Annotated in this window: 14 protein-coding genes, 1 tRNA gene and 1 other RNA gene; 5 read left to right on the top strand and 11 right to left on the bottom strand. The window is 68.9% G+C overall.

What is annotated here, in order from left to right; genetic code table 11:
- Window positions 1–25: 25 nt before the first annotated feature.
- Complete coding sequence (rnt, locus tag D893_RS05115; RefSeq protein ID WP_110619279.1) at window positions 26–712, top strand: ribonuclease T; 687 nt, start codon at window positions 26–28, stop codon at window positions 710–712.
- Between the two features lie 63 nt (window positions 713–775).
- Here the strand turns inward: rnt and grxD are convergent, their stop codons facing one another.
- The 10 genes from grxD to D893_RS05165 all read right to left on the bottom strand — a co-directional run bounded on the left by grxD (window position 776) and on the right by D893_RS05165 (window position 8,293).
- Entirely contained in the window at window positions 776–1,114 is a 339-nt protein-coding gene (grxD, locus tag D893_RS05120) for a Grx4 family monothiol glutaredoxin (RefSeq protein WP_018935295.1), read from the bottom strand.
- A gap of 96 nt (window positions 1,115–1,210) precedes the next feature.
- Window positions 1,211–2,305: a redox-regulated ATPase YchF gene (gene ychF, locus D893_RS05125; protein WP_024328216.1), complete on the bottom strand. Its 1,095-nt coding sequence runs from the start codon at window positions 2,303–2,305 to the stop codon at window positions 1,211–1,213.
- Window positions 2,306–2,348: 43 nt separating this feature from the next.
- On the bottom strand, window positions 2,349–2,945 hold the full coding sequence (gene pth, locus D893_RS05130) for an aminoacyl-tRNA hydrolase (RefSeq protein WP_110619280.1): 597 nt from the start codon (window positions 2,943–2,945) through the stop codon (window positions 2,349–2,351).
- A 23-nt stretch (window positions 2,946–2,968) separates the two neighbouring features.
- Window positions 2,969–3,667 carry a 50S ribosomal protein L25/general stress protein Ctc gene (locus D893_RS05135; protein WP_018947432.1) on the bottom strand — a complete coding sequence of 233 codons (699 nt, stop codon included), beginning with the start codon at window positions 3,665–3,667 and terminating at the stop codon, window positions 2,969–2,971.
- A 129-nt stretch (window positions 3,668–3,796) separates the two neighbouring features.
- The gene (locus D893_RS05140; RefSeq protein ID WP_018947433.1) at window positions 3,797–4,753 is read right to left on the bottom strand and encodes a ribose-phosphate diphosphokinase; all 957 of its coding nucleotides are present in this window, start codon (window positions 4,751–4,753) and stop codon (window positions 3,797–3,799) included.
- Between the two features lie 89 nt (window positions 4,754–4,842).
- Window positions 4,843–4,972, bottom strand: a non-coding RNA gene (locus D893_RS05145) — RtT sRNA.
- A 30-nt stretch (window positions 4,973–5,002) separates the two neighbouring features.
- Window positions 5,003–5,077, bottom strand: a tRNA-Gln gene (locus D893_RS05150).
- Window positions 5,068–5,943, bottom strand: coding sequence for a 4-(cytidine 5'-diphospho)-2-C-methyl-D-erythritol kinase (gene ispE / locus D893_RS05155; RefSeq protein ID WP_024328219.1), 876 nt, complete (start codon window positions 5,941–5,943; stop codon window positions 5,068–5,070). The genes D893_RS05150 and ispE overlap by 10 nt, the downstream gene beginning before the upstream one ends.
- A complete protein-coding gene (gene lolB, locus D893_RS05160) occupies window positions 5,943–6,566 on the bottom strand; it encodes a lipoprotein insertase outer membrane protein LolB (protein ID WP_029681155.1) in 624 nt (207 codons plus the stop codon). Before lolB ends, ispE begins: the two co-directional genes overlap by 1 nt.
- A gap of 5 nt (window positions 6,567–6,571) precedes the next feature.
- Window positions 6,572–8,293 (bottom strand): tetratricopeptide repeat protein, encoded by a 1,722-nt coding sequence (locus D893_RS05165; RefSeq protein ID WP_110619281.1) that lies wholly within the window; start codon window positions 8,291–8,293, stop codon window positions 6,572–6,574.
- Window positions 8,294–8,450: 157 nt separating this feature from the next.
- Between D893_RS05165 and hemA the strand changes: the two genes are divergently transcribed.
- The 3 genes from hemA to prmC are packed head-to-tail and all read left to right on the top strand — an operon-like array spanning window position 8,451 to window position 11,772.
- Window positions 8,451–9,824, top strand: coding sequence for a glutamyl-tRNA reductase (hemA, locus tag D893_RS05170; protein WP_110619282.1), 1,374 nt, complete (start codon window positions 8,451–8,453; stop codon window positions 9,822–9,824).
- On the top strand, window positions 9,821–10,906 hold the full coding sequence (gene prfA / locus D893_RS05175) for a peptide chain release factor 1 (protein WP_077244142.1): 1,086 nt from the start codon (window positions 9,821–9,823) through the stop codon (window positions 10,904–10,906). Before hemA ends, prfA begins: the two co-directional genes overlap by 4 nt.
- A complete protein-coding gene (prmC, locus tag D893_RS05180; protein ID WP_077244141.1) occupies window positions 10,906–11,772 on the top strand; it encodes a peptide chain release factor N(5)-glutamine methyltransferase in 867 nt (288 codons plus the stop codon). The genes prfA and prmC overlap by 1 nt, the downstream gene beginning before the upstream one ends.
- Window positions 11,773–11,856: 84 nt before the next feature.
- Here prmC and D893_RS05185 read toward each other — a convergent pair whose 3' ends face one another.
- Window positions 11,857–12,294, bottom strand: a complete 438-nt coding sequence (locus tag D893_RS05185) for a hypothetical protein (RefSeq protein WP_110619283.1) — start codon at window positions 12,292–12,294, stop codon at window positions 11,857–11,859.
- Between the two features lie 196 nt (window positions 12,295–12,490).
- On the opposite strand from D893_RS05185, the gene moeB reads away from it, so the two are divergent.
- A complete protein-coding gene (moeB, locus tag D893_RS05190; RefSeq protein WP_110619284.1) occupies window positions 12,491–13,237 on the top strand; it encodes a molybdopterin-synthase adenylyltransferase MoeB in 747 nt (248 codons plus the stop codon).
- The last annotated feature ends 40 nt before the right edge of the window (window positions 13,238–13,277 follow it).

Here is a 13,277-nt window from a genome sequence, read left to right on the forward strand (position 1 = left end):
AATCGATCCGAACCAAGGTAACCGCATGGCCGCACCCTCCCAGCTCGACCCCTCGCACCGCCCCATGGCCCACCGCTTCCGCGGCTTCCTGCCCGTGGTCGTCGATGTGGAAACCGGGGGTTTCGACTGCGAACGCCACGCCCTGCTGCAGGTGGCCGCAGTCTTCCTGCGCCGCAACGAGCAGGATCGCCTGGAGCGCGCCCACACCGTGAGCCTCCATGTACGGCCGTTCGAAGGCTCGGAGATGGATCCGAAGTCGCTGGAGGTCAACGGGATCGACCCCTACCATCCGCTGCGCGCGGCGTGGCCGGAGGATCAGGCGATGGGTCGGCTGTTCAGTGAGGTCCGTCGCGAGGTCAAGCTGAATCTGTGCAAACGCGCGATCCTGGTGGGACACAACGCCCATTTCGACCTCGGGTTCGTGCACAAGGCGGCGGACCGCTGCGGGATCAAACGCAACCCCTTCCACCCGTTCAGCAGTCTGGACACTGTGTCGCTGGCCGCACTGGCCTACGGCCAGACCGTTCTCGCGCGCGCGGCGCGCGCCGCCGGGCTGGAGTGGGACAACGATTCCGCGCACAGCGCGGCCTTCGACGCCGAAAAGACCGCCGACCTGTTCTGCGCGGTCGCCAACCACTGGCAGGACCACATCGGCGTGCCGCAGGCCGCGCTGCAGCTGCCTGACCCGGAAGAACTCCCGCCGGGTAGCTGACCACAAAAAAGGCCCGCCACCGCGATCGCGATGACGGGCCGGGCACGCCGCGGGCCGGTCGCTTCAGCCGGCGTTGCGCTGGGCGTGCTTGTCGTGGGCCTCGTCGACCATCTTCTTCAGCTCGCCGCTTTCGAACATCTCCAGGGTGATGTCGCAGCCGCCGATGAGCTCGCCGTCGATATAGACCTGCGGAAAGGTCGGCCAGTCGGCGAAGCGCGGCAGGTTCTGCATGACCTCCTGATCGGCGATAACGTTCACGTAGCCGAACTCGCGCTCGCAGCGCTTCAGCGCCTCCACCGCGCGGCTCGAAAAGCCGCACATCGGGAACTGCGGGCTCCCCTTCATGAAGATCACGACCGGGTTTTCTTCCACCTGCTGGCGGATACGGTCCATTACATCCATTGCTGTACTCCTGATACGGGCCTGATGGTTGATTGCGATAAGGAAACGTGCCGGGCGCAGGGGTGCCGCCCCCGCGACAAAGTCCGAGTATTATACTCAGACATTGAAGCGAAAATGTACAACGTCCCCTTCGCGCATGACGTATTCCTTGCCTTCGAGCCGCCACTTGCCGACATCCTTCGCCCCCTGCTCACCGCCGTGCTCCACGTAGTCGTTGTAGGCGACCACCTCGGCGCGGATGAAACCCTTCTCGAAATCGGTATGGATCACGCCCGCCGCCTGTGGCGCGGTGGAGCCCCGGCGCACGGTCCAGGCGCGCACCTCCTTCTCGCCGGCGGTGAAGAAGGTCTGCAGATCCAGTAGCTCATAGGCGGTGCGGATCACGCGGTCCAGACCGGGTTCCTCGAGGCCCAGATCGGCGAGGAATTCGGCGCGCTCGCCGGGCTCGAGCACGGCGATCTCGGCCTCGATGGCCGCGCACACGCTGACCACCTGAGCCCCCTCCTCGGCGGCCTTCGCGCGCACGGCGCGCACCTGTTCGTTATCCTCGGTGAGACCCGCCTCGTTGACGTTGGCGATGTACATCAGCGGCTTGATGGTCAGCAGGTGGAGATCGCGCAGCAGCTCGAGCTCTTCCGCCTCCAGATCCTGGGCACGCACCGGGATGCCCTCACCCAGGCCCTCGGCCACCTTCTCGGCGGCCCGGAGCCGGGCGATGGCCTCCTTGTCCTGGGACTTGGCGGCACGCGTCAGACGGGTCAGCGCCTTGTTGACCGTCTCCAGGTCCGCCAGCATCAGCTCGGTACTGATGGTCTCGATGTCGGCCAGCGGGTCCACCCGGCCGGCTACATGGACGATGTCATCGTCCTCGAAACAGCGAACCACCTGGGCGATGGCGTCGGTCTCGCGGATATGCGCCAGGAACTGGTTGCCCAGCCCCTCGCCCTGGGCCGCCCCGGACACCAGCCCGGCGATGTCGACGAACTCCACCGTGGTCGGCAGCACCCGCTCCGGCGATACCAGCTCCGCCAGCTTTGCCAGCCGCGGGTCCGGCACCTCCACCACCCCGACGTTGGGATCGATGGTGCAGAACGGGTAGTTCTCCGCGGCGATCTCCGCGCGCGTGAGGGCGTTGAACAGAGTCGATTTGCCGACGTTCGGCAGGCCGACGATGCCGCATTTCAGGCTCATGGGGTTTCCTCGGATGTAACTTCGGTGCGGGCTCGGTGCGGACTCAGCCGGAACCGCGACCGTGCAGACGGCGCACGGCCTCGTCCCAGCGCCCGGCCAGCAGGGCCGGGATCTCGCGCGTCGCGTCGTCCAGTGCCTCGCCAATCGCCCGCGCATCGTCGCGGCCGGGACGATCGAGCACGAAGGGCACCACCTGATCGCGCTCACCGGGATGACCGATACCGACACGCAGGCGGCAGTAGGCGGGACCGCCCAGGTGCCGGTGCAGGTCGCGCAGACCGTTATGCCCGCCATGCCCGCCGCCATGCTTCAGGCGGACCACCCCGGGCTCGAGATCCAGTTCGTCGTGGACGACCAGGATCTCCTCCGGAGCGATGCGATAGAAATCGGCGCATTTGCGCACCGGCAGGCCGCTCTTGTTCATGAAGGACATCGGCTTGAGGAGCCAGGCATCACCTTCGGGGAGGGTCAGCCGGGCCGCCTCGCCATCGAAGCGGTTCTCCGGGCGAAAGCGGACGCCGTGATCACGGGCCAGGGCATCCACAAACCAGAAGCCCGCGTTATGCCGGGTTTCGGCGTAACGCGGGCCCGGGTTGCCCAGCCCGACCACCAGGCGAATCGGCGCAGGTCGGCTGGTCATGCGGGAGGTCGTGACCGCGGCGTTCAGCCGTTGTCTTCCTCGCCGCCGGCTTCCTCGCCCGCGGCCTCGTCACCACCTTCCTCGCCTTCGGCGCCCTCGGCGGCGGCCGCACCACCACCGCCGCCACCCTTGGCGGAACGCGGCAGCTGCACGGTCACGACCGCGTAGTCGTATTCGTCGCCCTGCATCAGCGCGACCATCTCGACACCCTTGGGCAGATTGCCCTTCAGGTCGGACAGGTGCAGGGTCTCGCCCACGTCGACGTCGGTCATGTCGACGTCGATCGATTCCGGCAGGTCGTCCGGCAGGCACTCGACCTCGATCTCGTTGACCTGACGGTTGATCATGCCACCGCCGGGCTTCACGCCCTTGCAGGTCTCCTCGTTGAGGAAGTGGATGGGCACGTTCACGCGGATCGGCTGGTTGGCGCTCACGCGCAGCAGGTCCACGTGGTAGATGGTGGGCTTGAACGGATGGCGCTGCACGTCGCGCAGGATGGCCTTCTGCGACTGGCCGTCCAGCTTGACCGTCAGGATGTGCGAATAAAACGCGTCTTCCTTCAGGTTGTGCACCATCGCGTTGTGATCCAGCGTGATCGGCACCGCGGGATCGTCGCCGCCATACAGGATGGCGGGCAGCTTGCCGGCGCGACGCAGGCGGCGGCTCGCACTCGAACCCTGTTCGTCACGCTTCTCGGCTTCAAGGGTAAAGCTCATGCTCATGATGACGTTCTCCAGAATGAACGCGCCCCACCCGCGACCAGGTGAGGCGTAAAGCGGGAGGCCCTTCCTCCCGGATTCGGGGCAGCCGGCGATCGCCGGCGACGCAGACCGGGTTCCGCCGGCCCGGGCTCAGTCCACGAACAGCGAGCTCACGGACTCCTCGCGATTGATGCGGCGGATGGTCTCCGCGAGCATCTCTGCGACCGAGAGCTGCCGGATTTTCGGACAGGCCTGCGCGTTGGGCTGGAGGGCCAGGGTGTCGGTCACCACCAGCTCGTCCAGCGCCGAACCGTTTATGTTATCAATCGCCGCGCCGGAAAGCACGGGGTGGGTGGCATAGGCGCTGACCGAGGAGGCGCCATGCTCCTTCAGCGCCTTCGCTGCCTGACACAGGGTACCGGCCGTATCCACCAGGTCGTCGATGATGATGCAGGACTTGCCGCGCACGTCCCCGATGATGTGCATCACTTCGGATTCGTTGGCGCGCGGGCGGCGCTTGTCGATGATCGCCAGGTCGGCGTCATCCATCCGTTTGGCGATCGCTCGGGCGCGCACGACGCCGCCGACGTCGGGCGACACGACCGTCAGATCACCGGAGACGTGACGCCAGACATCGCCCAGCAGCACCGGCGAGGCATAGATGTTGTCCACCGGAACGTTGAAAAATCCCTGAACCTGATCGGCATGGACGTCGATGGTCAGCACGCGATCGGCGCCCACCGCCTCGATCATGTTGGCCACGACCTTGGCCGAGATCGGCACGCGCGCCGAGCGCACACGGCGATCCTGACGGGCATAACCGAAATACGGGATCACCGTGGTAATGCGGCCGGCCGAAGCGCGGCGCAGGGCATCCACCATGATCACGAGCTCCATGAGGTTCTCGTTGGTGGGCTGCCCGGTGGGCTGGATCAGGAAGACGTCGCGTCCGCGCACGTTTTCCAGGATCTCGACCTGGACCTCGCCGTCACTGAACCGGCCGACGGTCACCTTCCCCATCGGCAGGCCGAGGTGCTCGGCAACGCCCTGTGCCAGTCGCGGGTTGGCGTTCCCCGCGAAGATCATCATGCGACTCTTGTCGACCACGACTTGTCCCGGTCTGGGTGGTGCGGAACCGCGCCCGGATGGCGCGGTCTCCAGTAAGGAACCCCGGCCGGGGCCGGGGTTCGGAAATATGGCTGGGCCGGCAGGATTACGGCGCTGCGCGCCGCCCTCCGGGCCGCCGCCTTCGGCGGCGTTCTCTCGCGGCTGCGCCGCTCGAGTCGAACCTTTCACGGTTCTCATCCTGCCGCCCGGTTGTCAGGTGCCCCTCGCCTTCGGCGCGGGGCGATTGTATGGCTGGGCCGGCAGGATTCGAACCTGCGCATGACGGGATCAAAACCCGTTGCCTTACCGCTTGGCTACGGCCCAGTAGAATGGCCGCCCGACTCGGGCAACCACGCCCGCAGGGGCGACTCGTTGCGCAGCCGGGTGACCCGGCTGCTCCAGGGCAGCGGCTGTTCCTCGCGTGCCCTCTCGGCTTCGGCGCGGTCGCGAAACAGCCCGAACACGCAACCGCCGGTTCCGCTCAGGCGGGCCCGGTCGGTCTGCGAGCCCAGCCAGTCCAGCGCCCGGGCGATGTCCGGATGGCGCGTCCGGACCACCGGTTCGAAGACGTTTCCAAATGGCGCGCCGTCGACCGCGTGCGAGATTCTCTCGGTGGGACAGTCGCGTGTCAATTCTCCTGACCCGAACATGGTTCCGGTGGCGACCGGGACACCGGGGTCGATCAGCAGCGCCCAGGGGCAGTCGGGCCGCACCGGGACCAGGGTTTCGCCCACGCCTTCGGCCCATGCGGCGCGGCCGCGCACGAAGACCGGCACGTCCGCGCCGAGACGCAGGCCGAGGTCGGCCAGCGTCGATTCGTCCAGCCCAAGCTCGAACAGATGATTCAGCGCAACCAGGGTGGTGGCAGCGTCGGAACTGCCTCCGCCCACACCGCCACCGACCGGGAGGCGCTTGTCGAGGTGGATCGTCACCCCTTCGTGTCGCCCGGCGGCCGCAAAGACCATGCGGGCGGCGCGCACGCACAGGTTTTCGGCCCCGTCCACGGCATCCGCGGAGGCCATCGCCACCTCCCCGCCGGGGCGCGGCTCGAAGCGCAGCCGGTCCTCCAGATCGAGGAACTGGAACACGGTCTGCAGCTCGTGGTAGCCGTCCGCGCGCCGACCGGTGATGTGCAGGAAGCGGTTGATCTTCGCGGGCGCGGGGAAGACCTGCGCAAAGGGCTTGTCCATCAGGCGGATCCGTCTCCCATCTGCCACTGGCGGATCACGGCACGCAGCGTGAGCGCATCGCGCTGCAGCTCCATGCGCACCGGCATGGACTCGCCGTCGAATTCCTCGTACTCGCCGTATTCGATCTCCCAGCCGGCCTGACGGATGCGGATCGGACGCCCTTCGGCGTCCACCTCGTGCTCGAACGGACGGGCGGGATCCGGCAGGCCGCGTACCCAGTAGATCATCCCCGACACCGGAATCGCATCGCCGGTGAGACGCTGCGCGAGGGCGTCCGGATCGCGTGCGCTGTGATGTTCGCCATCACGGGTCACCAGCCGCGCCGGCTGTCCCTCGGCGAGGGTCAATCGGCCGCCACCCCGCCCCATCGGACCGGACAGATCGAGGATATGCGTACCCTCCTGCACCCGCCAGTTGAGCTGTGCGGACCAGTATTCACGCTCGGTATCCAGCCCCAGGCGGGCCACCAGGCGCCAGGTTTCGATGGCGGCGAGCCGCTCGCTGCGCTCCTCGAAGGCCCTTTGCGCGGCGTCGCCCCGGTCCACCTCCGGCAGGGCCGCACACCCGGCGAGCAGCATCACGGTCATCAGCGCGAGTGCCGCGCGCACACCTGGCCCCCTCATTCGGGTCATTCGAGCAGCTCGCGCCGGACCCGCTGCAGCCGCTCGTGCCCGGGTTCGCGCTCCAGCGCCTTATCGAGCAGCTCGCGCGCCTCGTCGCGTTCGCCCTGCTCCCACAACACGACGGCCAGATTACTGGCGATCTCGCCGTCCTCCATCATGCTCCAGGCCCGCCGCAACTGCTCTTCGGCCTCGTCCAGCCGCCCGAGCTTGTAGAGCACCCAGCCGTAGCTGTCGACCACGGCTGCGTCATCGGGACGCTGCTCGAGGGCCTGCGTGATCAGCTCGTAGGCCTCCTCGTAGCGGTCGGTCCGGTCGGCCAGGGTGTACCCCAGCGCGTTCATCGCCGTGGCACTGTCCGGGTCGTTGTCAAGGATTGTGCGAAAGTCCTGCAGCGCCGCGTCCACCCGGTCCAGGCGCTCGTGGATCAGCCCGCGCAGATACAGCAGGTCGCTCTCCTCGGGGAAGGCATCCAGTGCCGCATCGGCGCGTTCCAGCGCACGTTCGTAGGCCTCTTCCTCGCGCAGGGTGTTGACCTCCACGACCCAGGCCTCGCGTGCCACATCGGCGTCGTCGTGCGTCTGCAGTTCGTCGAACGCAGCGCGCGCCGCCCCGGCACCGTTTTCGCGCAGGGTCAGGGCCGCGAGGCGCAGCCGCGCATCCGCGCGAAACTCGCCCTCGCCAACCCGCTCGAAGAACGTCCGGGCCCGGTCCGCATCCCCTTCCAGCTCGTGCAGACGACCCAGATAATAGGCCACCTCGTTCTCGCGCACGCCGCGGGCCTCCAGGGCCTCCAGCTGCTCGCGCGCGGCCTCGTGCCAGCCGCTCTCGAGGCTCAGCAGGGCCAGCGTCAGGCGGGCCTCGTGGTCGTCGGGGGCCAGCTCTGCCAGCCGCGCGATCTCCTCCGGGCCCCGGTCGTCGTCGGCATGGTCGGTCAGTGCATGGGCATAGCCGATGCGGGCGTCGCGACTGTCCGGGTGGGCGGCGACGGCCTCGCGCATCAGGGCCAGGGCCTCGTCCCCGCGTTCGTCGCGTTCCAGCGCCTGCACCCGCAACAGGTACAGGCTGATGGCGTCGGGATGCTGCTCGAGACCCCGCTCGGTGGCCTGCAGGGCCGCCCCGGTCGCGTCGAACCGCAGCGCAAGTTCGGCATACACTCGCCAGGTGTCGCGATCCCCGGCCCGCCGCGTGGCGAGGTGGTCCAGGGTCTCCAGCGCGTGGTCCCGGTTGTCGGCCTGCACCATCAGCGAGACCAGCGATGAATAGGGACTGGCGCCTTCCCCCGCGCGCCGCTGCATCAGTTCATCCAGCTGCTGCGCGGCGGCCTCGACCTGCCCGGCGTCGATGCGCAGCAGCGCAACGATCTGCACCGCCTCCATGTGTTCGGGCGACAGGGCCAGCCAGCGCTCCCCGGAACGCAGGGCCTGCTCACGATCGCGCGCGAACAGGGCGATACGGGTGGCCCGTTCGGCGATTTCCGGGTCGTGGCTCAGCGCCGCCGCCGCACCGTAGAAGGCCGCCGCATCGGCGGTCTGCCCGGAACGCACGGCGATCTCGCCGGCAAGCACGCTGAACATCAGCGCCGCCTCGGGATCCTCCTGCAATCCGCTCTCGGGCAGGGTCACGATCTCCGGGGCGTCGGTTTCCAGCGGCTCGCCGGCACCGAGCGAATGGTGCGCACAACCGCTGACAAGGAGGGCAACGGCCGCGGCCAGCAGGGTTCGGGTCATAGAGGCATTCCATGCATGTCAGCTTTCAGTGAGACGGCACCGGGCCGCGCCAGGTTCCTTCGGGCCCGGCATCCGGATTCCTGCGCACTGTACCGAACCCTTTCACCGCGTACACTACTGACCCGCAGGGGACGTTTTGCGGCACAATACGCAGGTTATGCTCTTCGCACTCGGAATCAATCACAAGACGGCGCCGGTCGAGATCCGCGAGCGGCTGTCGGTCAGCCAGCACGAACTGGACGATGCGCTGCATTCGCTGCGCTCCGGCGTGCGGCTGCCGGAGAGTGCGATCCTCTCCACCTGCAACCGCACCGAGGTCTATTTCCGCGAGAGCGGGGAGGACAGCGAACACCGAGTGGTGGACTGGCTGGGCGGCTACCACGGGATCGACCGTGCCGAACTGAGGCCCTACCTCTACCTGCACCACGACGGCTCGGCCGTGCGCCACACCCTGCGGGTCGCCAGCGGTCTGGATTCGATGGTGCTGGGCGAACCGCAGATCCTGGGGCAGATGAAGACCGCCTACCAGTACGCCCACGACGCCGGCACCCTCGGGCTGTCGCTGGAGCGGCTGTTCCAGCACGCCTTCGCCACCGCCAAGGACGTACGCACCGAGACCGCGATCGGCCAGAGCGCGGTCTCGGTGGCCTTCGCCGCGGTATCGCTGGGCCGGCAGATTTTCGGCGACCTCAAGCCGCTGACCGCCATGGTAGTGGGCGCGGGCGAGACCATCGAACTGGCCCTGCAGCACCTGCGGGGCCTCGGCATCGGCCGGGTGATCGTGGCCAACCGGACCGAGGAACGCGCGCGCAGCGTGGCCGAACGCTTCGACGGCGAGCCCATCGGCCTGGACCATCTGGGCGAACGCCTGCCGGAGGCCGACATCGTGATCTCCTCCACCGCCGCGCCGGTACCCATCCTCGGCAAGGGGGCGGTGGAACGCGCGCTGCGCAAGCGCCGCCGCAAGCCGATGTTCATGGTCGACATCGCGGTGCCACGCGACATCGAGCCGGAAGTGGGGCAACTGGAGGACATCTACCTGTACACGGTCGACGACCTCCAGGAGGTGATCGACGACAACATGGCCTCGCGTCAGGCCGCCGCGGAACAGGCCGAGGAGATCATCAACCAGCGCGCCGGGGAGTTCATGCGCTGGCTGCGGGCGCGCGACTCCATCGACAGCATCCGCCAGCTGCGCGAGCGCGCGGAGACGGTCAAGGACGAGACCGTGGAGCGTGCCCTGGCAATGATCCGCGCCGGTCGGTCGCCCGACGAGGTCCTGCCCTGGCTGGCCCACACCCTGACCAACAAGCTGATGCACCACCCCTGCAAGAGCCTCAACACCGCGGCCCACGAGGGCGACGCCCGCCTGCTGGAAGCCGCGCATCAGCTGTTTCAGCTGCCCGAACGCGAGGACGACCCCGGACATGATCGCGGGCGTGATCACGGGCCTGAGCACGGTCCTGAGCACGGTCATGCCCCGGGTCATGACCACGGCGCGAAACCCGACGACACCAGGGACGACGCGTGAAGGATTCCTTTCGCGCCAAACTGGAGGGCCTGGCCGAACGCCACGCCGAGATCGCCGGCCTGCTCGCCACGCCCGATGCCGCCGAGGACCCCGAGCAGCTGCGCCGGCTGTCGCAGGAATACAGCCAGCTGGAACCGGTGGCCGAGGCGTGGAAGGCATGGAACGAAAACCGCGCCGCGCTGGACGAGGCGCGCGCGATGCTCGAGGACGACGACCCCGAACTGCGCGCGATGGCCGAGGGCGAGATCGAGACCCTCAATGCGCGTAACGAGGAACTGGAGGCCGAACTCTACCGCCACCTGATCCCGAAGGATCCGCACGATGACGCCAACGTGTTCCTCGAGATCCGCGCCGGCACCGGCGGGGACGAAGCCGCACTGTTCGCCGGCGACCTCCTGCGCATGTACAGCCGCTACGCGGAACAGCGCCACTGGCAGCTGGAGATCCTGTCGGCCAGCGAGGGCGAACACGGCGGCTACCGCGAGGTGATCGCCCGACTCGCCGGCCAGGGGGCCTATTCGCGGCTCAAATTCGAATCCGGCGCACACCGCGTGCAGCGCGTACCCGAGACCGAGTCCCAGGGCCGCATCCACACCTCGGCGGCCACGGTCGCGATCCTCCCGGAACTGGAGGAGGTCGAGATGCCGGAGATCAACCCGGCCGACCTGCGCGTGGACACCTTCCGCTCCTCCGGTGCCGGCGGCCAGCACGTGAACAAGACCGATTCCGCCGTGCGCCTGACCCACCTGCCCACCGGCATCGTGGTCGAATGCCAGGAAGAGCGCTCCCAGCACAAGAACCGCGCCCGCGCGATGAACTTCCTCGCCGCGCGGCTGTACGAGGACGAACGCGCCGCGCAGGCCGAGGCCCAGAGCGCCGAGCGCAAGGGTCTGGTGGGCAGCGGCGACCGCTCGGAACGGATCCGCACCTACAACTTCCCCCAGGGGCGGGTCACCGACCACCGCATTAATCTGACGCTGTACAAGCTGGAGCAGGTGATGGCCGGCGACCTCGACCCGGTGATCGACCCGCTGATCCACGAGCACCAGGCGGAACAGCTCGCCTCCCTCGCCGACGCCTGATGGACCACCCGGTCACGCTGGACGCCCTGCTGGCCAGCCTGCGCAACCGGCTGCAGGAGGCCGGCGTGGAGGCCGCCGGCCTGGAGGCACGCCTGCTGCTCGGCATGGCCACCGGCCTGAGCACCGCGCAACTCATCGCGCGCGGCGGCGATGCCCCCGGCCCCACGCAGGCAGCCGCGGCCGAGGCGTTGTGCCGGCGCCGCCTGCAGGGCGAACCGATCGCCCACATCCTCGGCCGGCGCGGCTTCTGGACCCTGGATCTGGGGGTCTCCCCGGCCTGCCTGATCCCGCGCCCCGAGACCGAGGTGCTGGTCGAGGCCGCGCTGGGGGTCATCGACGCGGCGCCGGAAGAACACCCCCGGGTGCTGGACGCGGGCACCGGCTCCGGGGCCATCATCCTTGCGCTCAAGGCCGAACGGCCGGCGATCGACGGCTTCGCCAGCGACACCAGCCTCGACGCCCTGACCCGCGCCCGCGCCAACGCCCGCGAACTGGATCTGGACGTCCGCTTCTTCGCCGGGGCCTGGCTGCAACCGCTGGCGCCCGCGGCACGCTTCGACCTGATCGTCTCCAATCCGCCGTACATCGCCGCGGACGACCCGCATCTGCAACGCGGCGACCTGCGCTTCGAGCCACGGGATGCGCTGGTCGCGGCGCAAACGGGACTGGCGGACCTGCATGAACTGATCGCCACCGCACCCGATCACCTGACGGACGACGGCTGGCTGCTGCTGGAACACGGATTCGACCAGGACGCGGCGGTACGGGCACGACTGGAGACCGGGCCGTGGACGGACATCACGACCTGGCCGGACACCGCCGGTCATCCCCGCGTGACCGGGGCGCGCCTGCGGGCCCGGCGCTGACTGACAGACATGCCGAAGCCCCCGGCGCATGCACCGGGGGCCCTGCGTGCCATGCTCCGGACCGGCGAGCGGCCCGGCTGCACATCACAGACGCGGCAGCGGCAGTGGCAGCTTGAGGTGGATGCTGCCGGAGGAACGCCGGTCACGACGATCCCGCGACCCGGAACGCTTTGAACGACCATAGTAGTGGTGATGGTGTTCAGCCCCCCGCGAGGAGCGGTGGCCCGGCCCACGCCCGCGCGAATGGCCGCGGCGTGACTGCTTGTGCCCGCGTGCCCCGGGATGGCCGCGACTCGAGTGCGGATGGCCACGGCTGTGACGATGTCCACGCTTGCCGGAGCGGTTGCGGTCGTGGCGCACCTGCTGCAGGCCGTCGATCGAGAACGCCGCGCCCCCGGCCTTGGCGCCCGTCTCCACCGGGGTGGCGGCCTGCGCCGGGGCCACGATCACGAATGCCAGCAGCGCGGCCGGCACCACAACGGCGGCCAGGCGCCGCATGACGGATTTATGGTTGGGGTTCATGAGGATGTCCTCCTGGTCTTCTGGCGGGATTGCCGGAGCCAGATTGCGCCCGGGCAACTGAACGCCCCTTGAACCGCCATGGCCATTGCGTGATCCGCGCCACGTTTTGCACCACTTGCGCGGTGCACCCCCGGGATGCCAGCGCAAGCCTGCACATGGACGTGCGATTCCGGGGCTCGGGGTTACAATCGGTCCGATGAATGACGACGAACTCCTGCGCTACGCGCGCCAGATCATGCTGCCGGCCATCGGGATCGAAGGGCAGGAACGCCTGCATCGGGCACATGCCGTGGTGATGGGTGTGGGCGGGCTGGGTTCACCGGTGGCGGCCTATCTGGCCGCGGCCGGGGTCGGCCGGCTGACCCTGGTGGACCCGGATCACGTCGAGGCGAGCAACCTGCAGCGCCAGATCCTGCACGGCGAGGCCGACCTGGGCGCGGACAAGGTCGCCTCCGGTGCGCGGCGCATCGCGGCGCTGAACAGCACCTGCCGGGTGGAGACCCGCGCCGAACGGCTGGACGCCGACGCGATGCGCGCGCTCTTCGCCGGGGCCGACGTGGTGCTGGACGGCACCGACCATTTCGCCGCGCGTGGCGCGATCAACCGCGCGGCGGTCGCCACCGGCACGCCGCTGGTCTCCGGCGCGGTGATCCGCTTCGAGGGCCAGCTCACCACCTTCGATTTCCGCGACCCGCAGGCGGCCTGCTACCACTGTCTGTACGGCGACGAAGGCGCGGACGAGGACACCTGCGCGACCAGCGGGGTGCTGGCGAGCCTGCCGGGGGTGGTCGGGAGCCTGCAGGCGACCGAGGCCCTCAAGCTGCTGGCCGGCCTGCCGACCCTGGCGGGGCGCCTGCTGCTGATCGACGGCCTGCACATGCAGTTCCGCGAGATCGGCCTGCAGCGCGACCCGGCCTGCCCGGTCTGCGGGGACCCCCCGTAGGAGGACGGCCCTCCGGCCGATCGGGCCTGGCGCCGTAATC

This window comes from Thioalkalivibrio sp. ALE21, assembly GCF_003208255.1.
Lineage (GTDB): Bacteria > Pseudomonadota > Gammaproteobacteria > Ectothiorhodospirales > Ectothiorhodospiraceae > Thioalkalivibrio > Thioalkalivibrio halophilus.

What these genes read in the sequence shown, in the direction of transcription:
- rnt (WP_110619279.1), top strand. Translation starts at nt 26, where the DNA reads ATGGCCGCACCCTCCCAGCTCGACCCCTCGCACCGCCCCATGGCCCAC.
- grxD (WP_018935295.1), bottom strand. Translation starts at nt 1,114, where the DNA reads ATGGATGTAATGGACCGTATCCGCCAGCAGGTGGAAGAAAACCCGGTC.
- ychF (WP_024328216.1), bottom strand. Translation starts at nt 2,305, where the DNA reads ATGAGCCTGAAATGCGGCATCGTCGGCCTGCCGAACGTCGGCAAATCG.
- pth (WP_110619280.1), bottom strand. Translation starts at nt 2,945, where the DNA reads ATGACCAGCCGACCTGCGCCGATTCGCCTGGTGGTCGGGCTGGGCAAC.
- D893_RS05135 (WP_018947432.1), bottom strand. Translation starts at nt 3,667, where the DNA reads ATGAGCATGAGCTTTACCCTTGAAGCCGAGAAGCGTGACGAACAGGGT.
- ispE (WP_024328219.1), bottom strand. Translation starts at nt 5,943, where the DNA reads ATGGACAAGCCCTTTGCGCAGGTCTTCCCCGCGCCCGCGAAGATCAAC.
- lolB (WP_029681155.1), bottom strand. Translation starts at nt 6,566, where the DNA reads ATGAGGGGGCCAGGTGTGCGCGCGGCACTCGCGCTGATGACCGTGATG.
- D893_RS05165 (WP_110619281.1), bottom strand. Translation starts at nt 8,293, where the DNA reads ATGACCCGAACCCTGCTGGCCGCGGCCGTTGCCCTCCTTGTCAGCGGT.
- hemA (WP_110619282.1), top strand. Translation starts at nt 8,451, where the DNA reads ATGCTCTTCGCACTCGGAATCAATCACAAGACGGCGCCGGTCGAGATC.
- prmC (WP_077244141.1), top strand. Translation starts at nt 10,906, where the DNA reads ATGGACCACCCGGTCACGCTGGACGCCCTGCTGGCCAGCCTGCGCAAC.
- D893_RS05185 (WP_110619283.1), bottom strand. Translation starts at nt 12,294, where the DNA reads ATGAACCCCAACCATAAATCCGTCATGCGGCGCCTGGCCGCCGTTGTG.
- moeB (WP_110619284.1), top strand. Translation starts at nt 12,491, where the DNA reads ATGAATGACGACGAACTCCTGCGCTACGCGCGCCAGATCATGCTGCCG.